This is a genomic window from Rhodoferax ferrireducens, assembly GCF_031458075.1.
Classification (GTDB): Bacteria; Pseudomonadota; Gammaproteobacteria; order Burkholderiales; family Burkholderiaceae_C; genus Rhodoferax_B; species Rhodoferax_B ferrireducens_A.
Window position 1 is genome coordinate 1537902 of sequence record NZ_JAVDXT010000001.1, and the last position, 21447, is coordinate 1559348.

Genomic DNA, 21447 nt, shown 5'->3' on the forward strand with positions numbered 1-21447 from the left:
AACTACTGAAAACCCCCGATGGCGCTTCTTCAAATTTCCGAACCCGGCCAGTCGCCCGATCCGCACCAGCGGCGCCATGCCGTGGGCATCGACCTGGGCACCACCCATTCGCTGGTCGCTACCGTGCGCAGCGGCGAGGCCGTGTGCCTGCCCGATGCCCAGGGCCGGGTGATCCTGCCCAGCGTGGTGCGCTACCTGGCCGGCGACAAGCGCCAGATCGGCCATGACGCCCTGGCGGCCCAGGCCGGTGACCCCGAGAACACCATCGCCTCGGTCAAGCGCTTCATGGGCCGCGGCCTGGCCGATATCGCCCAGCGTGAAAAGCTGCCCTATGCGTTCATCGACAAGCCTGGCATGGTCGGCCTGCAGACCGTGCACGGCGAGAAATCGCCGGTCGAGGTCAGCGCCGAGATCCTGGCGACCCTGCGTTTCCGGGCCGAGGACAGCTTCAACGACGATGTATATGGCGCAGTGATTACCGTGCCTGCCTACTTCGACGAAGCCCAGCGCCAGGCCACCAAGGACGCGGCGCAGCTGGCCGGCCTGAACGTGCTGCGCCTGATCAACGAGCCCACGGCGGCCGCCATCGCCTATGGCCTGGACAACGCCAGCGAAGGCATTTACGCGGTCTACGACCTGGGCGGCGGCACTTTCGATATTTCCATCCTGCGCCTGAGCCAGGGCGTGTTCGAAGTCATCGCCACCGGTGGCGATGCGGCCCTGGGTGGCGACGACTATGACCGTGCCTTGGCCGACTGGGTGCTGGCGCAAACCGGCCGCGAGGCGGCTACCGCGTCCGACAAAGTGGCGCTGCAAACCGCGGCCCGGGCCTGCAAGGAAGCCTTGTCTGCTACAGATATCGTAGCTATAAGCGCAGATCTATCCAGCGGAAACCTGCGATTTGACGTTAAGAAATCCGACTTCGAAGCCGCCACGGCCCCGCTGACGGCCCGCACCATGGCCGCCGTGCGCAAGGCGCTGCGCGATGCCAAGCTCGGCGTTGACGAAGTGCAGGGCACGGTGATGGTCGGCGGCTCCACCCGCATGCCGCAGGTGCAGCAGGCGGTGGCTGCATTCTTTGGCCGGCCGCCCTTGACCAACTTGAACCCCGACGAAGTGGTTGCGCTGGGCGCCGCCATCCAGGCGAACCAACTGGCCGGCAACAGCGGTGCCGAAGACCTGCTGCTGCTGGACGTGATCCCGCTGTCGCTGGGCATAGAAACCATGGGCGGCCTGGTCGAGCGCATCGTGCCGCGCAACCAGACCATCCCCACCGCGATGGCGCAGGATTTCACCACCTACCAAGACGGCCAGACCGCGCTGGCGCTGCACGTAGTGCAGGGCGAGCGCGACCTGGTGGCCGACTGCCGCAGCCTGGCGCGCTTCGAGCTGCGTGGCATTCCGCCGATGGCCGCCGGTGCGGCGCGCATCCGCGTCACCTTCACCGTCGACGCCGATGGCCTGCTGAGCGTGGCCGCGAAAGAGCAGGGCAGTGGCGTGGAAGCGCAGATTACCGTCAAACCCAGCTACGGCCTGAGCGACGAGCAGATCGCCCAGATGCTGCAAGACAGCTTCAGCACCGCCGCCCAGGACATGCAGGCGCGCGCGCTGGTCGAGGCCCGCGTCGATGCCGACCGCATGCTGCTGGCCACCCAGAGCGCGCTGGATGCCGACGGCGATTTGTTGTCCGCCGCCGAGCGTGCCGAGGTCGATGTCCTGCGGGCTGAATTGCTGCAAGCCAAATCCCTCAGCGATGCCAAGCTGGTCGAAGCCGCCACCAAACGGCTGGCCGACGGCACCGAAGCCTTTGCCGCTGCCCGCATGAACCGGGGCATCCAGCATGCCCTGTCCGGTAAGAACATAGCCACGATCTGATATGCCCGTCATCAAAATACTCCCCCATCCCGAATACTGTCCGCAAGGTGCAGAAATCAGCGCGCCGGCCGGCACCTCGATTTGCGAAGCCATGCTGGACAACCACATCAACATCGAGCATGCCTGCGACATGAGCTGTGCCTGCACCACCTGCCACGTCATCGTGCGCGAGGGCTTCCAGTCGCTGGGCGAGCTGGACGAGAACGAAGAAGACCTGCTGGACCGCGCCTGGGGCCTGGAGCCGCAGTCGCGTCTGGGCTGCCAGGCCTTACTGGCGCAGACCAATGTGACGGTGGAAATCCCCAAGTACACCATCAACCACGCCAAAGAAAATCACTGATAAAAAGGGCCGTTAGCGCAGGTACTACCTGCACGAGCAGCTATTAAAAAGATAGTTTATGCGCCAGATCATTCTTGATACCGAAACCACTGGCCTGTCGGCGACGGGGGGCGACCGCATCCTGGAAATCGGTTGTGTCGAGCTGCTGCACCGCAAGCTCACCGGTAACCACTTCCACCAGTACATCAATCCCGAGCGCGACAGCCACGAAGACGCGCTGCGGGTGCACGGCATCACCACCGAGTTCCTGCGTGACAAGCCGAAGTTTGCGGAGATCGCCGACGAATTTCTGGCCTTCTGCGCCGATGCCGAGATCATCATCCACAACGCGGCGTTCGACGTTGGATTTCTGAACAAAGAACTGGAGCGCCTGGGCAAGCCACCGCTGAAGAGTTTTGTCAGCGGGGTGGTCGACACCCTGGCCATGGCCAAGGAGCTGTACCCGGGCAAGCGCAATTCGCTGGACGCCTTGTGCGACCGGCTGGAGGTGGACCGCACGGTGCGCGACAAGCATGGCGCTTTGCTGGATGCAGAGTTGCTGGCCAAGGTCTACATCAACCTGACGCGCGGCCAGGACGCGCTGCTGATCGATGTGGGCGACGAGGACACCTCGGTGGCCGCCGTGCCGCAAATGGATTTGTCCGGTTTTGTGCTGCCCGTGCTGTTAGCCGGAGAGGACGAGACCACCGCGCATCTGGATCTGTTGAAGCAACTCGATAAATCCAGTGGCGGTAAGACGGTTTGGCGAAATCACGAAAATAATGTTGTATAATTTGAGGCTTACCTGATAACGAATTCAGGGCGATTAGCTCAGGGGTAGAGCACTGCATTCACACTGCAGGGGTCGCAAGTTCGAAACTTGCATCGCCCACCAAATCAAAGCCGATAAGTCCACGACTTATCGGCTTTTTTGTTGCCCGCAGGACCGGGGCGTCAGGTCTTGAAGCGTGCCGACTCGATCTCGTGCCGCGCCAGCAGCGCGTAAAAATCCGTGCGATTGCGCTTGGCCAGCTTGGCCGCCTGGGCCACGTTGCCGTTGGTGATCTTCAGTAATTGCGTCAGGTAACTGCGCTCGAATTCTTTGCGCGCCTCGTCCAGCGGCAGCAGTTCGGCGCCTTGGCTGCTCAGCGCGTTCTGCACCAGAGAGGCGGCAATCAACGAGCCGGTGCACAGCACCACACATTTTTCGACTACGTTCTGCAGCTGGCGCACATTGCCCGGCCAGGGCGCAGTGCTCAATTGCTCCAGCCCGCCAGGTGCGAAAGCGCTGATGGTTTTGGCATAGCGCTGCGACAGGGTGCGCATGAAATGGTTGGCCAGCAGGGCAATGTCTTCGCGGCGCTCGGCCAGCGGCGGCAGGGTCAGGCTGACTACATTCAGCCGGTAGAACAGGTCTTCGCGGAAGCGGCCGGCGGCCACTTCGTCTTCGAGCCGGCGGTTGGAGGCAGAAATGACCCGAACATCCACTTTGTGCGACTTGGCGGCGCCTACCGGACGGACCTCGCGCTCCTGCAGCACGCGCAGTAGTTTGACCTGCATGGCCAGCGGCAGGTCGGCAATTTCGTCCAGAAAGATCGTGCCCCGGTGGGCGCTGGTAAACAGCCCCACGCTGTCGCGCACCGCGCCGGTGAAGGCGCCCTTGGTGTGGCCAAACAGCTCGGATTCGACCAGGTTCTCGGGAATGGCGCCGCAGTTCACCGCCACCAGCGGCTCTTGGCGGCGCGCGCTGGACGCATGCAGTGCGCGCGCCAGTAGCTCCTTGCCGGTGCCGCTTTCACCGTGGATCAGCACCGACGCATCGCTTTGTGCCATCAGGCGGGCTTCGGCCAGCAGTTTTTCCATGCGTGGGCTGCGCGTGACGATGGCTTCGCGCCAGGATTCACCCTTGCAGTCGGCGGGCATGTCGGCACCGAGTGCACATGACACGGCCAGCGCCCGGTCTACTTCGCGCATCAGGTCTACACCCTCGAACGGCTTGGTGACGTAGCCAAACACACCTCTTTGCATGGCTTTCACCACGTCGGGAATGGTGCCGTTGGCGGTCAGCATCAATACCGGTAGCAGGGGGTAGCGCCGGTGCACGGCTTCAAAGAGTTCGAGCCCGTCCATCCCGGGCATGCGCAGGTCGGTGATCATCATGTCTGGCAGCTCATGGTCCAGCTTGGCCAGAGCCAGCATGCCGCTGCTGGCTTCTATGGCGGTATGTCCTTCGTAGTGCAGGCGCAACGACAACAGCCGCAGCAGGGCGGGGTCGTCGTCCACAATCAGGATGCGCGCCATATGCTCAGATAAGCTCAGTCGAGCGTCAGCTTGCTTGGCTGCGGGCTACCGGTTGTCATGTTCTGCGGTAGATGCTGCTGCAAGACTGCTCGCAGCTGCGTAAAGTTGAAGGGTTTGGTCAGGTAGCCCCTGGCACCACGGCGCAGGGCTTCGTCGAGCAACTCGGGTTCTGCGCTGGCCGACAGAAAAATCAGCGGAATATGCCGTAGCGCCGGTGCTTGCTGGATCGCAGCAAGCAGGTCCAGACCATTCAATTGGGGCATCATCACGTCGCAAAAGATCAAATCCGGCAACTGGTCATGCACGGCCTGCAGGCCGGACCGGCCATCAGCGGCTTCTACAGCTTCGTAGCCTTCAAGCCGGATGAAGCGCAGCAGGTTTCCGCGGATCGGAGCCTCGTCCTCAATCACCAGAATGCGCGCCATGCTTCCCCCGGGCGTATAGATGGACCACGAGAAAGGGCTCTGCGGGCATTTCCGTCGTCGCTCAACGTCTTTGCTCACGCTGTGTTTTCTTTCTCCGTTCCATTTTATAGCGCGGCTTTCAGGCGGACTACAGCGCCTGGGCTTTAGATCCGGATGGAGAAGCAGGTGCCATGTTGTGCGGAGCTGCTGACCTGGATGCTGCCTTTGTGCAGGTCCACCGCATTTTTGACGATCGCCAAGCCCAGGCCGGTGCCCTGGATGTCGCCCACATTGCTGGCGCGGTGAAAGGGCTCGAACAGATGGGGGATTTCGTCGGCCGGAATGCCGATGCCCTGGTCCGCCACTTCAAACACCATATGTTGGTCCTGTGGGAAGACCCGGAAGCTGACAGTCCCGCCCTGGGGTGAGTATTTGATGGCATTCGACAGTAGATTGCCAAAGATATGGCGCAGCAGCTTTTCGTCAAATAGCCCAGCTGTCGGCATGTCGGTGAATTGGGTTTCCATGGTGCAGGTGGCCTTGGGTTGCTGCGTGCGGGCGTCTTCCACCATGCTGCGACACAGTGCTGTCAGATCGAGCTCCCGGGGTTGGAACTCCAGCATTTGCGCCTCCGCCTTGCCCAACAGCAGTACCCGGTCGAGCATGCGCGTCATGCGCTGGACGCCGTTTTCGATGGTGCCGATGACCTCGTATTTTTCGGCTTCCGGCAAGCGGTCGCCGTAGTATTTGAGCAGTTCTGCCGAGGAAAGAATGATCGCCAGCGGCGTACGGAATTCGTGCGAAGCCACCGAAATGAAGCGTGACTTCATATCGTTGAGCTCCGACTGTTTCTGCAAGGTCAGGCGCTGTGTCTGCTCGGCCTGCAGGCGTGCCGTGGCGTCTACAACGAAGAGCAGGGTGGCGTCGCGCTTGCTCCATTCGATTTTGACGGCCGACAACTCCAGGGAGCGCACTTCGCCCTGTTGGGTGATGACCCGAAAGCCGTAGAACGACTCCACATTTTCACCGCGCAGCCGGCGCTGGTGCCGGTCCAGCATGGCGGGCACATCGTCAGGGTGTACTGCGGCTGTGAATGGGTTGGACAGCAGATAGTCGAGCGGGTGGCCAACGATACGCACCAGGCTGGGGTTGGCAAACACCATGCGACTGTCCTGTATGACGACAACGCCGACGCCCACGTTTTCGATCACGGTGCGGTAGCGTTCTTCGGATTTGCGCAGCTCGTCCAGTGCCTGGTAGCGCTCAATGGCGCTGCTTACGTGGTTGGCCACGAAAGAGAGTATGTCGGCGTCGGAGGCGCTGTACTCAATGCCGGGTTCATAGCCTTGCACGGCCAGGATGCCCCCTACGACGCCGCGGATGTGCATGGGGACGCCTAGCCAGCTGGAAAAGCTCATATCACCGCTGCCTTCGGTCACTTCGCCGGATGCTTGCAAGGCCTGGAGCCGCTTGGCGTTGATGATTTGCGGGCGGTCCGTGCTCAAAACGAATTCGGTCAGGCCACGGCGATACGGGACGTTGCTACGTTGCAGGGTGTCGCCATCGCGTTCGTCCACGTAGTAGGGAAAGTCCTTCAGGTTTTTTTGCGCGTCGTACAGGCAGACGTAGCAATTCTTGGCATACAGTAACTCACCCAGCAGGCTGTGGACGGAATGCAGGAAGTCGTAGAACGACAAATCTGCTGCCGCGCGTTCGGCGATACGGTAGAACACGCGTTGCAGCGTTTCGGCCTTTTTTTGCTCCAGTGCTTCGGCCTGTAACTCCCGGGTGCGCTGCTTGAGCCAGAGGTCGGCAGAAGTTTCCTGCTTTTGCTTTTCGGCCTGCAAGTCCCGATAGTCTGCTTGCAAGGCCTGGTGCTGCTGTTGCAGCAGTTTGAGCTGGGTGTGCAGGTCAGCGTCAGAAAGCATGGTGCTGGTTGGGTGCTCGGTAGGAGGGCGAGTGACGGGGGTGATCACTGTTGGAGCAAGCGGCTTGCCCACGGCAAGGCGGCGATTTCCACTGGAAAGCATTATGCGGCGCAGGATTGGCTGTTTGGCGATGGGCATGGTTTTACAGTCGCATCCTGTGGGTGTTCTTGCAGGTGTACATGGCCTGGTCGGCAACGCACAAAACATGTGCGAAGTCCATGCCGTCTCCCGGATACAGCGCCAGGCCTATGCTGGCGCCCACCGATACCGTGGTGCCGCAATCCAGTCGAATGGCTTGGGCCAAGATGCGTGTCAGTTTGCGGCTGACCAAGGCGACCTCCTGGGCATCTCGGACGGCTTCCACAAGCAGCACAAACTCGTCGCCGCCAAGCCTCGCTACGGTATCGCAGGTCCGGACGGAGGCCTGCAGGCGACGGGCCACTGCGACCAGAACCGTGTCGCCAGCCGCATGGCCATAGTGGTCGTTGATGGCCTTGAATCCGTCCAGATCCACCATCAGTACCGCAAAACAATCGCCGCTGCGTTTGGCCCGCTCCATTGCGCACTGGAAGCGGTCTTGCAGCAACTTACGGTTGGCCAGCCCGGTCAGTTCGTCATGGTGGAGTTGCGCTTCCAGCTGTTGCTGGCGGCAGCGTAACTGCGCAATGATCTCTTCCAACTCAGCGGTGCGTTGGGCTACGAGCTGCTCCAGCTGTGCATGCAATGGCATGGGGCTTTGCGTGCTTTTTTCCTGGTGGCCGCAAATGCCATGCTTGTTGGCGCTGGAGGCATGCGGCACGCTATTGTCCGCATAGCGCCAGTTCTTCATGCTATCCGCCCAAGTATGCGTGCCTGTGGGCCATCTTGGCTCGGCCAGCATGGCTTACTGCAAGCCTGCTGCGATGACCAGCGGGGACTCATGCGCTGGCGGCGGTGCTTCGCCGGAATGGCCGCCAGACTGCTGCGAACTTCGCAATAGGCTTGACGAGGTAGAAGACGCGGGGGGTGGAGATGCGGCAGCGGCAATCGCCAATACCAAGACAAAAACCAATGCCACAACCACGAGGTTCAAAACAATCAACATCGCACACACCTGTTCTTGAAAATGCGCGGGCCTAAGACCTGCATGCTCTAACGAAAGAAGCTATCGCTCCAGGTCTGGCATGGTTGGTTTCATTTGTGAAACTGCTTTTGGGAAGCTTTAAGCCTTTGCCAGATAGGCTTACTTCTCAAGATGCGTGCCAATGAAAATATGCAATGAAATCAAAGGTGTAACGTATTTTCTCAGGTGTAACTTGTCTGCTTTCACCGACAGATGTTGTTAGGTGAAGAAAAAATCCCAATGGAATCATGGGTTTGCAGTGTCGGTGAAGACCGACAGCTGGGCTTGGGCTAAGCAGGCGGCTCAAGACCAATTGCCCGGGTTCAAGCTATTGCATTGAAGTATCTGCCGCGTGTGTCGTGGCTGTTTAGAGCTCCGAGATATTGATCACGATCAGCGACAGGTTGTCGCCGGTGCCGCGTGCCCTGGCCCGGGCTTTCTCGATCAAAAAGCCGGTAGCGTCCCGGGCCGACATACCTGAGAGCACCGCGCCCAATTCTGTCTCGGTGAAATAATGCCATACCCCGTCGCTACAGGCCATGATTGCGTCGCCGGCTTGCAGTTGCGGCTGCATGTGTACATCGATGGGCGGGTCGGCTTCGGTGCCCAGGCAGCCTAGAAGGATGTTGGAATCGGGGTGGCTATTGGCTTCTTCTGCGGTGATTTCCCCGCGCTCCACCAAGGTTTGCACGTAAGAGTGGTCCAGCGTGCGCTTCAGCAGTTTGTCTTTGTGGTAGTGGTAAATGCGTGAGTCGCCCGTGTGGGCCCAATAGCATTGCCCTGTGGGCATGATGAGGAATAGAGCCGCAGTGCTATGGGGTTCTTCCTCGGCGGAGATCGCGGTCAGCTTGATGACCAGATGCGCCTCCGCAACGATATGTTTGAGCATGGCCGTTGCATCGTCGGCATAAGGATCAAAGCGCTCAAACAGTTGCTTGGCTGTCATCATGACCTGGTCAGAGGCTTTGCGTCCGCCGCTGCGTCCGCCCATTCCGTCGGCAATGACTCCGAGCACACAGCCGGTTACGCGGGCATGGCTTAACAGGATCAATTGGTCCTGTTGGTATTCACGATCACCCTTGTGTAGTCCGGTCGAAGCCGTAATCCTGAAACCTGGAGTCATGGTGAGATGCTTCGTTGGGTAGTTGGCGCAGGGAACGTGTCCGCAGATAATGCGAACACCCATTTGAATATCCGCATTATCCCGTCATCTACGGGGCAAGACGGCCCCCTTCGCCACAGATTGCTGCCTTGAACGTCAACCTCCACTCCCCAGAACGCCATTTGATTGAGCTACGCATGGAGCATGCAGATCTGGATGCCACCATAGACCGGTTGGTAGAGCATATGCCCTTGGACGAGCTTATGCTGCAGCGTCTGAAGAAGCGGCGTCTGGCATTGCGCGACAGGATTTCTCGCCTGGAAATTGCGCTTGATCCCAAAGAGCCCGCCTGATGGATTTGCAGCACCGGGTTGCTGAAGCGTTTTCTCCGCTAGGGGCTTTGGCCCGGACCACGCCACAGTTCGCGCCACGACAAGGTCAGCTGGACATGGCTTTGGCGGTGGCGCGTACCGTGGAAGAGGGTGGTGTGCTGGTGGTGGAGGCGGGTACAGGCGTCGGTAAGACGTTTGCCTATCTGGTGCCTGCACTGCTAAGTGGCGAGCGCGTATTGCTATCCACTGCAACCAAAACATTGCAGGACCAGTTGTTTGGACGGGACTTGCCTGGACTGCTGCAAGCCCTGGGTTTGGTGTTGCGCACGGCCCTGTTAAAGGGGCGGGGCAGCTATTTGTGCCTGCACAGGATGAGGCAGGCCCGTATGGGTACGCCTTTGGCTGCGGCAGTCTTGCCGGTATTGGCCCAAATCGAGCGGTGGTCGCAATCCACCCGGACAGGGGATCTGGCCGAGCTTTCCGAACTGGACGAGCGATCCCCCCTGTTGCCGTTGGTCACATCCACCCGTGAAAACTGCCTGGGCGCGCAGTGCCCTCAGTTCCGTGCCTGCCATGTGAATCTGGCGCGCCGAGAGGCATTGGCTGCGGATGTGGTGGTGATCAACCACCATGTGTTCTTTGCCGACCTGGCGGTGCGCGAGTCCGGCATGGCCGAGCTGCTTCCCAGTGCGCGGATCGCGATATTTGACGAGGCGCACCAGTTCAACGAAACCGGCGTGCAGTTCTTGGGCAACCATCTCGGCACAGGGCAATTATTGGATTTTGCGCGGGATGTGCTGGCGGCAGGGCTTCAGCAAGCCCGCGGCTTGGTAGCTTGGCATGATGTGGTCTTTGCTTTGGAGCGAGCTACACGTGAACTGCGCCTGGTATTGGGCTCCATGCCAGCAGGTACCAAGTTGCGCTGGGCTGGCGAATCGCCCGATGGCGTGTCTGATGATTTGTGGGGTGAGGCCATAGCCGATGTGGCAGCTTCCTTGCGACAGGCTATATCGGCCTTGGATACGGTGACCGAGCTGGCACCTGACTTTGTGCGATTGCATGAACGGGCCGTTGCACTGGCTGAGCGTACACAGCAGTTTGCCCATCCGTGTGCATCGGAGTCGGTGCGCTGGGTGGATGTGGGGGCGCAGCTACGTCTTACGGAATCACCGCTGGATATTGCCAGTGCAGTGCAAGCCCGTTTGCTGGATGGCAATGGATCTGCATCCTCTAAGTCCTGGGTGTTCACGTCGGCGACCTTGGGCGACGATGAGCGCTTGACTTGGTTTACCGAGCGCTGCGGTCTGCCCGATGCCATCTGTTTGCGCGTTGACAGTCCGTTTGATTACGCTGCGCAAGCCACTTTGTACGTGCCGCGCCAGTTACCCAAGCCGAATGATCCCGCGCATAGCGCGCAGGTTGCGGTGTTCGCGGCCGATGCGGTCCGCAATCTAGGTGGGCGCACCATGGTGCTCACCACTACCTTGCGGGCTTTGCGGGCAATTGGAGATAGTTTGCAGGCCGCTTTTGCAGACGACCCACATATCGAAGTCTTGGTGCAGGGGCAGTGGCCGAAGCGCCAACTGATGGAGCGCTTGCGCCAAGGCGCGTCCAATGGCTTGCCGGGTTGTGTGCTGGTGGCATCCGCCTCTTTTTGGGAGGGAGTGGATGTACCGGGCGACAGCTTGCAGCTGGTGATCATCGACAAGCTGCCGTTTCCGCCACCCAATGATCCTGTGGTGGAGGCGCGCACCCGGCGTATTGAGTCCCAGGGCGGCAGCCCGTTTATGGATTATTTTGTCCCTGAAGCCGCAGTCGCTCTAAAGCAGGGAGCTGGGCGCCTGATCCGGCATGAATCAGACCAGGGCATGCTGGTGGTTTGTGACACCCGCCTGGTCACCATGGGCTACGGCAAACGCTTGCGTTCCGCCTTGCCGCCTATGCGGGTGCTGAAGACGGGCGACGAATTTCAGCAGGCCTTGGCGTACTTGCGCACGCTCACCACAGCTTCCACCACGGCGAGTCTTTAGCTTTAAAGCCCCGGCTGACATATTCGCTTTGGGGGTAGTTTTGCGCCAGTACCCGTTGGGTATCGTCGCGCAGCTGAGTCATGCCCAAAGCCTCGTAAGACTTGACCATGATGTACAAGGCTTCTTCCAGCGCCGGCACATTGCTGTAGTCGGTCAATGCGGACTGTGCCCGGTTGATGGCTGCCACATAGGCACCGCGGGTGTAGTAGTAGCGCGCAACATGCACTTCGTACTGCGCCAAAGAATTGACGATATAGGTCATGCGCAACACCGCGTCGGGGGTGTAGCGTGAGTCAGGGAAGCGTGTGCTCAATTCCTTGAACGCTTCAAATGACTCCTTGGCCGCTTTCTGGTCGCGTTCCGAGAGATCCTGGCGGGTTATGAACGAGAACAGCCCGAGGTCCTCGTTAAAATTCACCACACCTTTCAGGTAGAGCGCGTAGTCCAGTGCGGGGCTGGCGGGATGCAGCTTGAGGAAGCGGTCCAGTGTGGCCAGAGCCTGGGCTTTGTCGCCTGACTTGTAGTGCGCGTAAGCCTTTTCAAGCTGTGCTTGCTGTGCCAACGGCGTACCTGCTGCGCGTCCTTCCAGTTTTTCGAACAAGCCTGCGGCCTTGTCGTAGGCGCCGGCATTGAGCTCATCCTTTGCCTCCGAGTAAATTTTGTTGGGGCTCCAATTGACTGTTTTGTCCTCGGCCACAGTCGAGCAAGCCGATAAAACGACGGCCAAACTGGCCATCCACAAGCTGGGGAACACCGATAATCTAGAGCGCAACATCACTGGCCACTTTCTTGAAACTAAGCAATTTGATTATATCGACCGACCTTGTAGCAGAAGAGGTGGTGGAAAGCGCCGTCGACATGGTGGAGTCGGAGCTTCGCCCGCTGTTGATTCCCGAGGCACAGCATGGCGTCCGGCTGGACCGGGCTCTGGTCGAGCTGGTGCCGGAGTTTTCGCGCAACTACTTGCAGCAGCTGATTGAATCCGGCGCGGTCACGCTGCAGGGCAAGCCGGTGTGCAAGCCTTCCGCCAAGGTACGCGCAGGCGATGCAGGCACCATCGAGCTGCGTCCTACGCTGCAAAGCCAGGCGTTTAAACCCGAAGCGATGGCACTGGATGTGGTTTTCGAAGATGAGTTTTTACGGGTTATCCATAAGCCTGCGGGTTTGGTTGTGCATCCTGCGCCTGGCAACTGGAGTGGCACATTGCTCAATGGCCTGCTGGCGCGTGATGTACAGGCCCAGTTGCTGCCCCGTGCCGGTATCGTGCATCGGCTCGACAAGGACACCAGTGGACTGATGGTGGTGGCGCGGACCCGGGCCACCATGGATGCTTTGGTCGCCCTGATCGCTGCGCGGGAAGTCAGTCGCCAATACCTGGCGCTGGCGCACAAGTCTTGGCAGGGGCCGGCGACCCGCAGCATTGAGCTGCCGATTGGCCGTGATCCGCGCAATCGCCTGCGTATGGCAGCCGTCGATTTAAACCTGCATGCGGGAAAAGCTGCACGGACCGATATTGCACTGCTGCAGAATTTCGACCAGGGCTGCTTTGTACGGTGTACCTTGTATACCGGCCGCACCCACCAGATACGGGTCCATATGGCGTCGATGGGGCATTCCTTGGTCGGCGATGTGTTGTATGGTGGCTCTCCTGCCGTTGGTTTGACCCGGCAGGCGTTGCATGCGACGCAGTTGGCATTTGTGCATCCCATGACGGGTGTCGCCTTGCGCTTTCATGCGCCTTTGCCCGATGATATGCGCCAGGCGCTGGCGCTGTGGGGCCTCAGTTACAATGGATGAAAGCGTTTTGAGGCTCAGGCAGTAGTTCTGACGCTCGCTGGTTTTGCGACACCCCTTGGGGCTGGCTGCACTTTAAACCCCACGCTGTCGATTTCGCGCCGCTGAAGGCGCTTTTTCCGGGATAGTCCACACCATGAATACGGCAGAGGCCAAACGCGTCCTCGAAGCTGCGCTGATATGTTCACCGCAGCCCTTGCCTGTGCGCGATATGCGCATGCTGTTCCAGGATGAGCTGGGTGCCGACACGGTGAAGTCCTTGTTGTTGGACTTGCAAAACGACTGGGCGCAGCGCAGTGTCGAGCTGGTTAACGTGGCCACGGGCTGGCGTTTTCAAAGTCGACCCGAAATGCGTGAGTACCTGGACCGGCTCCACCCTGAAAAGCCGCCGCGCTACAGCCGTGCCACCTTGGAAACCTTGGCCATCATCGCGTACCGCCAGCCAGCGACGCGGGGCGACATGGAAGAGATCCGTGGTGTCACTATTAGTGCCATGATCATCAAGCAACTGGAAGACCGGGGCTGGATTGAGGTGATCGGCCACCGCGAAACCGTAGGTCGCCCAGCCTTGTTTGCGACGACCCGCCAGTTTTTGGACGACTTAGGCCTCTCTTCATTGGACCAGCTGCCGCTAGCGGACGACCCAGTCCAACGTGCTGAGCTGCTGGCGTCATTGACCCAGCTGGAAGATCCCGCCCCACTTGTTGAGACTCCGGCGTCTGATCCGCCAGATGTTCCACCCATTTCCCCAGAGGCATCTACCGAGACCGGTGATTCCCCGCTAGCTAACTAGGCCACCCCATGCATAACACCCCTATTGATCCTGCTCCGCTTGCCGCCCCCGATGACCAAGCCGATGCCGGGCTGTTGATTCCTCCTTCGCCAGGCCTGGTTGCCGAAGGTGATTTGGCGAACCGTTTCCTGGATGTGGTGTCTGGCCAGTTCGATGCTGACGAGGAAATATCTGACCTGGCGCCCGCGAAGCGGGTGCTGGCACCCCAGGCGGAAAGCCCCAAGCTGCACAAGGTGCTGGCGCAGGCAGGCATGGGTTCTCGGCTGGAGATGGAGCAGCTTATTCTGGAAGGCCGGATCTCGGTCAACAACGAACCGGCCCACATTGGCCAACGCGTCCAGTTTGGCGATTCGGTCAAGGTCAACGGGAAACCCGTGCGTTTTCGCATCGACCCGCCGCCGGCACGCGTGATTGCTTACCACAAGCCTGTGGGCGAGGTGGTCACCAATGACGACCCGCAGAACCGACCTACCGTGTTCCGTCGTCTGCCCAAGCTGTACCAAGGCAAATGGCAGTCGGTTGGGCGGCTGGATCTGAATACCGAAGGCCTGCTGCTGTTCACCAGCTCGGGCGAGTTGGCCAACCAGCTGATGCACCCTCGTTTCGGGCTGGAGCGGGAATACGCGGTGCGGGTCTTGGGTGCGCTGAGCAAGGAAGAAAAACAGCGTTTGCTGGACGGTGTTCAGCTGGACGACGGCATGGCGGCTTTTGGCAGCATCGAAGACGGTGGTGGCGAGGGCTCCAACTGCTGGTACCGCGTGACCATCTCCGAAGGGCGTAACCGGGAGGTCCGGCGCATGCTGGAGGCGGTAGGCCATGCGGTCAGCCGCCTGATCCGCATCCGCTACGGCGCCATGCTGCTGCCGCGCGGTCTCAAGCGTGGCGGATGGATGGAGCTGGATGAGCGCGATATCCAGGCTCTGGTGCAGGCGGCCAACAAGGCCCCCGCGGGTGAGTTCGATGAGGTTCCGCGCCAGGCCCGTGCCCCGAGCCGCCGCCCCCCCAACCCAGCCGATATCCGGCCAGCGCCTAACCGCACCCGTGGCGGCCGCAATACGGGTGGCCGCGGCCCCCGTCCATCGGGTGTCAACGCGCCTGCTGGCCCCAACCCCCTAGTGACTAACCAGATTGGCGGCAAAGGCCGTGGCCAAGGTCGCAAAGACCCGGCGGACCGCGCGCCTGGCGGCGCCCAGCCCGATCCCATGAAAACCGCGTTTGGCTACATTGGTGCCGACAGCTTTACCCGCCAGCGCAAAGAATCGAACCAGGGCGGACCACGGCGTGGCGGTGGTTCTGGCGGTGGCGGTAACGGCGGGCAGCGCCGCAGTGGTGGACGCAGCCGTTAAAAGAATAGCGCCAATCGCCCGTGACGACGGGCCTGTTCGCAAAGTGGACATGCTGCCGGGTTAAACTCGCAGGCTTTGCTTAGTTGGCAAAATTTCAAAAAATCCCAATTTCAGAATTTTCAGGAAAAAATTATGGCTATCGAACGCACTCTCTCCATCATCAAGCCCGACGCCGTTGCCAAGAATGTTATCGGCCAAATCTACGCCCGTTTTGAAGCTGCTGGCCTGAAGGTCATCGCTGCACGCATGGCCCATCTGTCGCGCGGCGAAGCCGAAGCTTTCTACGCTGTGCACAAAGCCCGTCCTTTCTTTAAGGATCTGGTCGATTTCATGGTGTCCGGTCCCGTCATGATCCAGGCGCTGGAAGGCGAAAACGCGATTCTGAAGAACCGCGACCTGATGGGCGCAACCGATCCCAAGAAGGCTGACGCCGGCACCATCCGTGCTGACTTCGCTGACAGCATCGACGCCAACGCCGTGCACGGCTCTGACGCTGCTGAAACCGCCAAGGAAGAAATCGCTTTCTTCTTCGCCGGTCTGAACGTTTACTCCCGCTAAATCCAGCGCTGGTATGCAATGACGGCCAACCTGCTCGAATTTGACCTCGACGGCTTGGCCGCGTTTTGCGAACGGCTAGGTGAGAAGCGCTTCCGCGCCACCCAGCTGTTCCGCTGGATCCACCAACGCGGCGCCACCGAGTTTGACCAGATGAGTGATCTGGCCAAATCCTTGCGTGGCAAGCTCGCCACCAGTGCCCATGTGCAGGGACTGCCCATCATCAGCCAGCATGAGTCTGCCGATGGCACCATCAAATGGTTGTTCGATGTGGGCGATGGCAATGCCGTGGAAGCGGTGTTCATTCCCGAAGACGACCGTGGCACGCTGTGTATCTCGTCCCAGGCGGGTTGCGCAGTAGGCTGCCGCTTTTGTTCTACCGGCCACCAAGGTTTCAGCCGCAACCTCACCACCGGTGAAATCATTGCGCAACTCTGGTTTGCCGAACACTTTTTACGCAAGCACCTCAATACCCCGGACCGCGTCATTTCCAATGTGGTGATGATGGGCATGGGCGAGCCCTTGCAGAATTACAGCGCGCTGGTTCCGGCCCTCAAGGTCATGCTGGACGACCATGGCTACGGCCTGTCGCGCCGCCGTGTGACCGTATCTACCTCGGGTGTGGTGCCCATGATCGACCGCCTGGGCCAGGATTGCCCGGTGGCCTTGGCCGTCTCTCTGCATGCACCCAACGACACGCTGCGCGATAACCTGGTGCCGTTGAACAAGAAGTACCCGCTGGCCGAGCTGCTGGAGTCGTGCAACCGCTACCTGGCCCATGCGCCACGTGATTTCATTACCTTTGAATACTGCATGCTCGATGGTGTGAATGACCAGCCCGAGCATGCCCAGCAACTGATTGCCCTGGTGCAGCAGCACCGCCGCCCGGGCGTGTGGTGCAAATTCAACCTGATTCCGTTCAATCCCTTCCCGGCATCGGGTCTGCTGCGTTCGCCCATGCCCCGGGTGACGGCATTCGCCAAGATGCTGAGCGATGCGGGCATCGTGACCACGGTGCGCAAGACCCGCGGGGACGATATCGATGCTGCGTGTGGTCAGCTGGCCGGTGATGTTAAAGACCGCACCCAGGTGGTCAAGCGCATGGCCCAGCAACGCATTGTGATGATGGCGCAGGTTCCGCCAGTGGTCGAAGTATCCAAAGGGGCTTGAGGCATGCAAAATTTTCTGCACATCGGTGTGCTGGTTCGGTTGTTCGCCTGTGTGTCGGTGCTGGCTTGGCTGCAGGGCTGCACCACGACCACCACAACCACGACTTCGTCTTCCAGCGCCACGACAAATAGCACGCCAACGCCGCGGCAGGTGGCTGCACCGATTGCGCAAGGCGAGTTGCTCACCGAGTCGGACGAACCCGAAGCCCGCAAGCGTGCCCGCACCCGCATGCAGCTGGCGGTGGCTTATTTCGAACAAGGCCAGACCACGGTGGCTTTGGACGAGCTGAAACAGGCGCTGGCCGTGGACCCGTCCTTTGCGGATGCTTTCAATCTGCGTGGCCTGATCTATCTGCGCCTCAACGACATGCGTCTGGCCGAAGACAGCTTCCGCCGTGCCATGGCCCTGAATCCCCGCGAACCCAATACCTTGCACAACTACGGTTGGCTGATGTGCCAGCAGGGTCGTTATCCTGAATCGATCCAGATGTTCGAGCAGGCGCTGGCCAACCCCACCTATGGCGGTCGGGCCAAAACCCTGATGGCCCAAGGACTGTGCCAGCAACGCGCGGGCCTGCTGCCCGAGGCGGAGCGCAATCTGTCCCGCTCCTATGAGCTGGATGCGGGCAACCCGATTACCGGCTACAACCTGGCGACACTGCTGTACCAGCGCGGCGAATGGCTGCGCGCCCAGTTCTACATCCGCCGCTTGAACAATTCCGAGCTGGCCAATGCCGAGTCCCTGTGGCTGGGCATCAAGGTCGAGCGCCGCATGGAAAACCGCGAGGCCATGCAGCAGCTGGTAGAACAATTGAGAAAACGCTATGGCCAATCGCGTGAATTGGCGGCCTATGAAAGAGGTGCATTTGATGAGTGAGCCAGTGGGGCTGGAGGGTGGGGCGCCGCAACCGGTGTCGGATGCAGTGAATTCCGCTGTGCAGGCTGGACAGTATTTGCGCCAGGCGCGGGAGGCGACGGGCTTGCACGTCGCGGCCTTGGCGGTATCGCTCAAGGTGCCGGTGTCCAAGCTGGAGGCGCTGGAAGCCGGCCGCATGGACCTGTTGCCCGACCTGACCTTTGCCCGCGCCTTGGCCGCCAGCGTCTGCCGTAACCTGAAGGTCGATCCCGCGCCGGTGCTCGAACATTTGCCGCCCACGGGCGCATCGCGCCTGGGTGCCGAAGCCCCGGCCATGAACACGCCGTTTCGCCCACCCGGCTCCGGCCCGCGCCTGTCGTTCCGCTCGCAAATGCGGAACCCGGCCGTCCTGGCGGTTGCGGCTCTGTTGCTGGGCGCGGTAGCCGTGGCCCTGTGGCCCCAGGCGCCTGAACAAGCCGCTGTGTTGGCGCCCGGTGGCGAGGTTGCGGATGGCCCTGTGGCCACCACACCTGCGCCAGATGCCTCGGTGCCGCTAGCCGAGCCCGTTTCGGCCGTGCCTGCTGCACCTGCTGTTGTGGCTTCTGCGGCGGTGGTGGCTCCTGCCGTGGTGGCGGCCAGTGCGCCGGTGGCCGTGTCGGCTGCTCCGGTGGTGCTGACCGCCAAGGCCGAATCCTGGGTCAAGGTGACCGATGCCAAGGGTGTCGTCTCGCTGGGCCGCATCCTCGCCCCGGGTGAGGTGGTCGAAGTGGCTGGCACCTTACCGCTGGCGGTGGTGGTCGGCCGGGTCGATGCAGTGCAGCTACAGGTGCGCGGCCAGCCTTTCGACATGCTGCCTTTTGCCAAAGACCATGTGGCCCGTTTCGAGGTGAAATGATGGACAACGCAATGGACTTTCTGACCCCGGTGGATGCCGCCGCCCCCCGTGTGCGCAATAGCTACCAGGCCCATGTGCGCTGGGGCGCGCGCGACGTGACCGTGGGTGGCGACGCCCCGGTGCGCGTGCAGTCCATGACCAATACCGACACGGTGGATGCCATCGGTACCGCCATCCAGGTGAAAGAGCTGGCTCTGGCCGGCTCGGAGATGGTGCGCATCACCGTCAATACACCTGAGGCCGCCCAGGCCGTGCCCTATATCCGCGAACAGCTGGACCGCATGGGCATCGATGTGCCGCTGGTCGGCGACTTCCATTACAACGGCCACCGTCTGCTGACCGAGTTCCCGGCCTGCGCCGAGGCTTTGTCCAAATACCGCATCAACCCTGGCAACGTGGGCAAGGGCGACAAGCGCGATCGCCAATTCGGTCAGATGATCGAAGCCGCGGTGCGCTGGAACAAGGCCGTGCGTATCGGCGTCAACTGGGGCAGCCTGGACCAGGAGCTGCTGGCCGGCTTGATGGACGAAAACAGCCGCCGCGCTGTGCCCTGGGACGCCAAACCGGTGATGTACCAGGCGCTGATCACCTCGGCCGTGGAATCCGCCAAGCTGGCCGAATCCATGGGCTTGGCGCCCGAGCAAATCATTCTGTCCTGCAAGGTCAGTGGCGTGCAGGACCTGATCTCGGTCTACCGCGCCCTGTCGCAGCGCTGCCGCTATGCGCTGCACTTGGGCTTGACCGAAGCCGGCATGGGCACCAAGGGCACAGTGGCTTCCAGCGCCGCCCTGGCTGTGTTGTTGCAAGAAGGCATTGGCGACACCATCCGCGTCTCGCTGACGCCGCAGCCTGGCGAAGCCCGTACCCAAGAAGTCGTGGTCGCCTCGGAAATCTTGCAGGCCCTGGGCTTGCGCAGCTTTGTGCCTAGCGTCACTGCCTGCCCCGGCTGCGGTCGCACCACCAGCACGACATTCCAGGAACTGACCAAGCAGATCGATGACTTCCTGCGCGCGCAGATGCCGGTCTGGCGCAAGCAGTACCCAGGCGTCGAGGCCATGAAAGTGGCCGTGATGGGGTGCATCGTCAACGGCCCGGGCGAGAGCAAGCATGCCGACATCGGCATCAGCCTGCCCGGCACCGGCGAAGCGCCGGCCGCGCCGGTGTATATCGACGGTGAAAAAAGCGTCACCCTGCGCGGCGACAACATCGCCCAGGAATTCCAGGTCATCGTCGAAAACTACATCGCCAAGCGCTTCGGTGCGGCTGCGATTGCGTAGCCAGATTTAGGCATCAAATCGGCCTCTGGCGCATATTTTGTATGCGCTAGTAGCTATCAAAATAATAGTAATTGGATTTATGGCTGACAAACTCACTGCCGTCAAAGGCATGAACGACATACTGCCGCCCGACTCTGCGCGCTGGGAATGGCTGGAAGACAAGGTCCGCACGCTGATGGCGCGCTCGGCCTACCGCATGATCCGCACGCCCATCGTCGAGCCCACCGCCTTGTTTGTGCGCGGCACGGGTGAAACTACAGACATCGTCGAGAAGGAGATGTACTCCTTTGAAGACCGGCTGAACGGCGAGCAGCTGACCCTGCGCCCCGAAAACACCCCCGGCGTAGTGCGCGCGGCGATCCAGCACAACCTGACCTATGACGGCGGCAAGCGCCTGTACTACATGGGGCCGATGTTCCGCCACGAGCGGCCCCAGCGCGGCCGCTACCGCCAGTTCTACCAGCTGGGCGTGGAGGCCCTGGGCTTTTCCGGCCCGGAGGTTGACGCCGAGATCATGCTGCTGGCCAGCGAGTTGTTTGCCAACCTGGGCCTGCGCAATGTGCGCGTCGAGCTGAACAGCCTGGGCGTGCCGGCCGAGCGCCAAGCCCACCGCGCCGCGCTGATCGCCTATTTCGAGCAGCACCGCGACTTGCTGGACACCGATGCCCAGCGCCGTCTGCTGACCAATCCGCTGCGCATTCTGGACACCAAGAACCCGGCGATGCAGGCCATGGTGCAGGACGCACCACAGCTGCTCAGCTACCTGGGCGAGGCCTCGCTCAAGCATCTGGACACGGTGCAGACCCTGCTGACCGGCTGCGGTGTGCAGTGGACCGTGAACCCGCGCCTGGTGCGCGGTCTGGACTACTACAGCCACACGGTGTTCGAGTTCATCACGGACGAGCTGGGCGCCCAGGGCACCTTGTGCGGCGGTGGCCGCTACGACGGTTTGTTCGAGCTGCTGGGCGGCAAGCCAACCCCGGCAGTCGGCTGGGGCATGGGCATCGAGCGCGTGCTGGAGCTGATCAAGGAGCAGGGCGCCGAGCTGCCCGCGCTGGTGGCCGACGCCTACGCGGTCGTGCCCGATGCCGCGGCCTTGCCGGTGGCCATGCAAACCTTGCAGACCCTGCGCCGTGCCGGTGTGCAGGTGCAAATGCACGCCGGAGCCGGCGAGGGCATGGGCAGCATGAAGTCGCAGCTGAAGAAGGCCGACGGCAGCGGCGCCCGGTTTGCATTGATCTTTGGCGCCGACGAGCTGGCGCAAAACCTGGTAACGGTCAAATCCCTGCGCGACGGCAGCGGAGTGCAAACCACCCAGTCCCTGGCCGATGTGGCCACCTGGGCACCGACCCTACAATCGAATGCTTGA

At 61.2% G+C, this 21447-nt stretch carries 20 protein-coding genes and 1 tRNA gene; 15 read left to right on the forward strand and 6 right to left on the reverse strand.

What is annotated here, in order from left to right:
• The first annotated feature begins 18 nt into the window (after window positions 1–18).
• From hscA to J2X19_RS07185, 4 genes are all read left to right on the forward strand, one after another.
• A complete protein-coding gene (hscA, locus tag J2X19_RS07170) occupies window positions 19–1875 on the forward strand; it encodes a Fe-S protein assembly chaperone HscA (protein ID WP_310371935.1) in 1857 nt (618 codons plus the stop codon).
• A gap of 1 nt (window position 1876) precedes the next feature.
• Window positions 1877–2215: an ISC system 2Fe-2S type ferredoxin gene (gene fdx, locus J2X19_RS07175; protein WP_116608159.1), complete on the forward strand. Its 339-nt coding sequence runs from the start codon at window positions 1877–1879 to the stop codon at window positions 2213–2215.
• Between the two features lie 58 nt (window positions 2216–2273).
• Window positions 2274–2987 carry a DNA polymerase III subunit epsilon gene (gene dnaQ, locus J2X19_RS07180; RefSeq protein ID WP_116608158.1) on the forward strand — a complete coding sequence of 238 codons (714 nt, stop codon included), beginning with the start codon at window positions 2274–2276 and terminating at the stop codon, window positions 2985–2987.
• A 27-nt stretch (window positions 2988–3014) separates the two neighbouring features.
• Window positions 3015–3089, forward strand: a tRNA-Val gene (locus J2X19_RS07185).
• A gap of 59 nt (window positions 3090–3148) precedes the next feature.
• Here the strand turns inward: J2X19_RS07185 and J2X19_RS07190 are convergent.
• From J2X19_RS07190 to J2X19_RS07210, 5 genes are all read right to left on the reverse strand, one after another.
• Complete coding sequence (locus tag J2X19_RS07190) at window positions 3149–4495, reverse strand: sigma-54-dependent transcriptional regulator (RefSeq protein ID WP_310371938.1); 1347 nt, start codon at window positions 4493–4495, stop codon at window positions 3149–3151.
• A 14-nt stretch (window positions 4496–4509) separates the two neighbouring features.
• A complete protein-coding gene (locus J2X19_RS07195; RefSeq protein ID WP_310371940.1) occupies window positions 4510–4920 on the reverse strand; it encodes a response regulator in 411 nt (136 codons plus the stop codon).
• Between the two features lie 143 nt (window positions 4921–5063).
• Window positions 5064–6827 (reverse strand): sensor histidine kinase, encoded by a 1764-nt coding sequence (locus tag J2X19_RS07200; protein ID WP_310371943.1) that lies wholly within the window; start codon window positions 6825–6827, stop codon window positions 5064–5066.
• Between the two features lie 142 nt (window positions 6828–6969).
• The gene (locus J2X19_RS07205; protein WP_310371945.1) at window positions 6970–7656 is read right to left on the reverse strand and encodes a diguanylate cyclase; all 687 of its coding nucleotides are present in this window, start codon (window positions 7654–7656) and stop codon (window positions 6970–6972) included.
• A 640-nt stretch (window positions 7657–8296) separates the two neighbouring features.
• Window positions 8297–9052 (reverse strand): PP2C family protein-serine/threonine phosphatase, encoded by a 756-nt coding sequence (locus J2X19_RS07210; RefSeq protein WP_116608193.1) that lies wholly within the window; start codon window positions 9050–9052, stop codon window positions 8297–8299.
• Window positions 9053–9180: 128 nt separating this feature from the next.
• On the opposite strand from J2X19_RS07210, the gene J2X19_RS07215 reads away from it, so the two are divergent.
• Both J2X19_RS07215 and J2X19_RS07220 read left to right on the forward strand, forming a co-directional pair.
• Window positions 9181–9384, forward strand: coding sequence for a YdcH family protein (locus tag J2X19_RS07215; RefSeq protein ID WP_092761094.1), 204 nt, complete (start codon window positions 9181–9183; stop codon window positions 9382–9384).
• Complete coding sequence (locus J2X19_RS07220) at window positions 9384–11393, forward strand: DNA repair helicase YoaA (RefSeq protein ID WP_310371952.1); 2010 nt, start codon at window positions 9384–9386, stop codon at window positions 11391–11393. Before J2X19_RS07215 ends, J2X19_RS07220 begins: the two co-directional genes overlap by 1 nt.
• Here the strand turns inward: J2X19_RS07220 and J2X19_RS07225 are convergent.
• Window positions 11362–12168: an outer membrane protein assembly factor BamD gene (locus tag J2X19_RS07225; protein WP_116608152.1), complete on the reverse strand. Its 807-nt coding sequence runs from the start codon at window positions 12166–12168 to the stop codon at window positions 11362–11364. The two genes, J2X19_RS07220 and J2X19_RS07225, sit on opposite strands and share 32 nt — an antisense overlap.
• An 83-nt stretch (window positions 12169–12251) precedes the next feature.
• Here J2X19_RS07225 and J2X19_RS07230 point away from each other — a divergent pair, with 83 nt between their 5' ends.
• The 9 genes from J2X19_RS07230 (at window position 12252) to hisS (ending at window position 21447) form a co-directional block, all read left to right on the forward strand.
• Window positions 12252–13190 (forward strand): RluA family pseudouridine synthase, encoded by a 939-nt coding sequence (locus tag J2X19_RS07230; RefSeq protein WP_310372654.1) that lies wholly within the window; start codon window positions 12252–12254, stop codon window positions 13188–13190.
• A 133-nt stretch (window positions 13191–13323) separates the two neighbouring features.
• Complete coding sequence (gene scpB, locus J2X19_RS07235) at window positions 13324–13980, forward strand: SMC-Scp complex subunit ScpB (RefSeq protein WP_405048602.1); 657 nt, start codon at window positions 13324–13326, stop codon at window positions 13978–13980.
• A gap of 8 nt (window positions 13981–13988) precedes the next feature.
• Window positions 13989–15326 carry a pseudouridine synthase gene (locus J2X19_RS07240; protein WP_310371956.1) on the forward strand — a complete coding sequence of 446 codons (1338 nt, stop codon included), beginning with the start codon at window positions 13989–13991 and terminating at the stop codon, window positions 15324–15326.
• A 132-nt stretch (window positions 15327–15458) separates the two neighbouring features.
• On the forward strand, window positions 15459–15884 hold the full coding sequence (gene ndk / locus J2X19_RS07245) for a nucleoside-diphosphate kinase (protein ID WP_092761084.1): 426 nt from the start codon (window positions 15459–15461) through the stop codon (window positions 15882–15884).
• An 18-nt stretch (window positions 15885–15902) separates the two neighbouring features.
• Window positions 15903–17051, forward strand: a complete 1149-nt coding sequence (gene rlmN / locus J2X19_RS07250) for a dual-specificity RNA methyltransferase RlmN (RefSeq protein WP_310371959.1) — start codon at window positions 15903–15905, stop codon at window positions 17049–17051.
• 3 nt (window positions 17052–17054) lie between these two features.
• On the forward strand, window positions 17055–17927 hold the full coding sequence (gene pilW, locus J2X19_RS07255; protein WP_310371961.1) for a type IV pilus biogenesis/stability protein PilW: 873 nt from the start codon (window positions 17055–17057) through the stop codon (window positions 17925–17927).
• Window positions 17920–18801, forward strand: a complete 882-nt coding sequence (locus J2X19_RS07260) for a helix-turn-helix domain-containing protein (RefSeq protein ID WP_310371962.1) — start codon at window positions 17920–17922, stop codon at window positions 18799–18801. Before pilW ends, J2X19_RS07260 begins: the two co-directional genes overlap by 8 nt.
• Window positions 18802–18812: 11 nt before the next feature.
• Window positions 18813–20078, forward strand: a complete 1266-nt coding sequence (gene ispG, locus J2X19_RS07265; protein ID WP_310371965.1) for a flavodoxin-dependent (E)-4-hydroxy-3-methylbut-2-enyl-diphosphate synthase — start codon at window positions 18813–18815, stop codon at window positions 20076–20078.
• Window positions 20079–20157: 79 nt separating this feature from the next.
• Window positions 20158–21447: a histidine--tRNA ligase gene (gene hisS / locus J2X19_RS07270; RefSeq protein ID WP_310371967.1), complete on the forward strand. Its 1290-nt coding sequence runs from the start codon at window positions 20158–20160 to the stop codon at window positions 21445–21447.

What these genes read in the sequence shown, in the direction of transcription:
- hscA (WP_310371935.1), top strand. Translation starts at nt 19, where the DNA reads ATGGCGCTTCTTCAAATTTCCGAACCCGGCCAGTCGCCCGATCCGCAC.
- fdx (WP_116608159.1), top strand. Translation starts at nt 1,877, where the DNA reads ATGCCCGTCATCAAAATACTCCCCCATCCCGAATACTGTCCGCAAGGT.
- dnaQ (WP_116608158.1), top strand. Translation starts at nt 2,274, where the DNA reads ATGCGCCAGATCATTCTTGATACCGAAACCACTGGCCTGTCGGCGACG.
- J2X19_RS07190 (WP_310371938.1), bottom strand. Translation starts at nt 4,495, where the DNA reads ATGGCGCGCATCCTGATTGTGGACGACGACCCCGCCCTGCTGCGGCTG.
- J2X19_RS07195 (WP_310371940.1), bottom strand. Translation starts at nt 4,920, where the DNA reads ATGGCGCGCATTCTGGTGATTGAGGACGAGGCTCCGATCCGCGGAAAC.
- J2X19_RS07200 (WP_310371943.1), bottom strand. Translation starts at nt 6,827, where the DNA reads ATGCTTTCTGACGCTGACCTGCACACCCAGCTCAAACTGCTGCAACAG.
- J2X19_RS07205 (WP_310371945.1), bottom strand. Translation starts at nt 7,656, where the DNA reads ATGAAGAACTGGCGCTATGCGGACAATAGCGTGCCGCATGCCTCCAGC.
- J2X19_RS07210 (WP_116608193.1), bottom strand. Translation starts at nt 9,052, where the DNA reads ATGACTCCAGGTTTCAGGATTACGGCTTCGACCGGACTACACAAGGGT.
- J2X19_RS07220 (WP_310371952.1), top strand. Translation starts at nt 9,384, where the DNA reads ATGGATTTGCAGCACCGGGTTGCTGAAGCGTTTTCTCCGCTAGGGGCT.
- J2X19_RS07225 (WP_116608152.1), bottom strand. Translation starts at nt 12,168, where the DNA reads ATGTTGCGCTCTAGATTATCGGTGTTCCCCAGCTTGTGGATGGCCAGT.
- J2X19_RS07230 (WP_310372654.1), top strand. Translation starts at nt 12,252, where the DNA reads ATGGTGGAGTCGGAGCTTCGCCCGCTGTTGATTCCCGAGGCACAGCAT.
- scpB (WP_405048602.1), top strand. Translation starts at nt 13,324, where the DNA reads ATGAATACGGCAGAGGCCAAACGCGTCCTCGAAGCTGCGCTGATATGT.
- J2X19_RS07240 (WP_310371956.1), top strand. Translation starts at nt 13,989, where the DNA reads ATGCATAACACCCCTATTGATCCTGCTCCGCTTGCCGCCCCCGATGAC.
- ndk (WP_092761084.1), top strand. Translation starts at nt 15,459, where the DNA reads ATGGCTATCGAACGCACTCTCTCCATCATCAAGCCCGACGCCGTTGCC.
- rlmN (WP_310371959.1), top strand. Translation starts at nt 15,903, where the DNA reads ATGACGGCCAACCTGCTCGAATTTGACCTCGACGGCTTGGCCGCGTTT.
- pilW (WP_310371961.1), top strand. Translation starts at nt 17,055, where the DNA reads ATGCAAAATTTTCTGCACATCGGTGTGCTGGTTCGGTTGTTCGCCTGT.
- J2X19_RS07260 (WP_310371962.1), top strand. Translation starts at nt 17,920, where the DNA reads ATGAGTGAGCCAGTGGGGCTGGAGGGTGGGGCGCCGCAACCGGTGTCG.
- ispG (WP_310371965.1), top strand. Translation starts at nt 18,813, where the DNA reads ATGGACTTTCTGACCCCGGTGGATGCCGCCGCCCCCCGTGTGCGCAAT.
- hisS (WP_310371967.1), top strand. Translation starts at nt 20,158, where the DNA reads ATGGCTGACAAACTCACTGCCGTCAAAGGCATGAACGACATACTGCCG.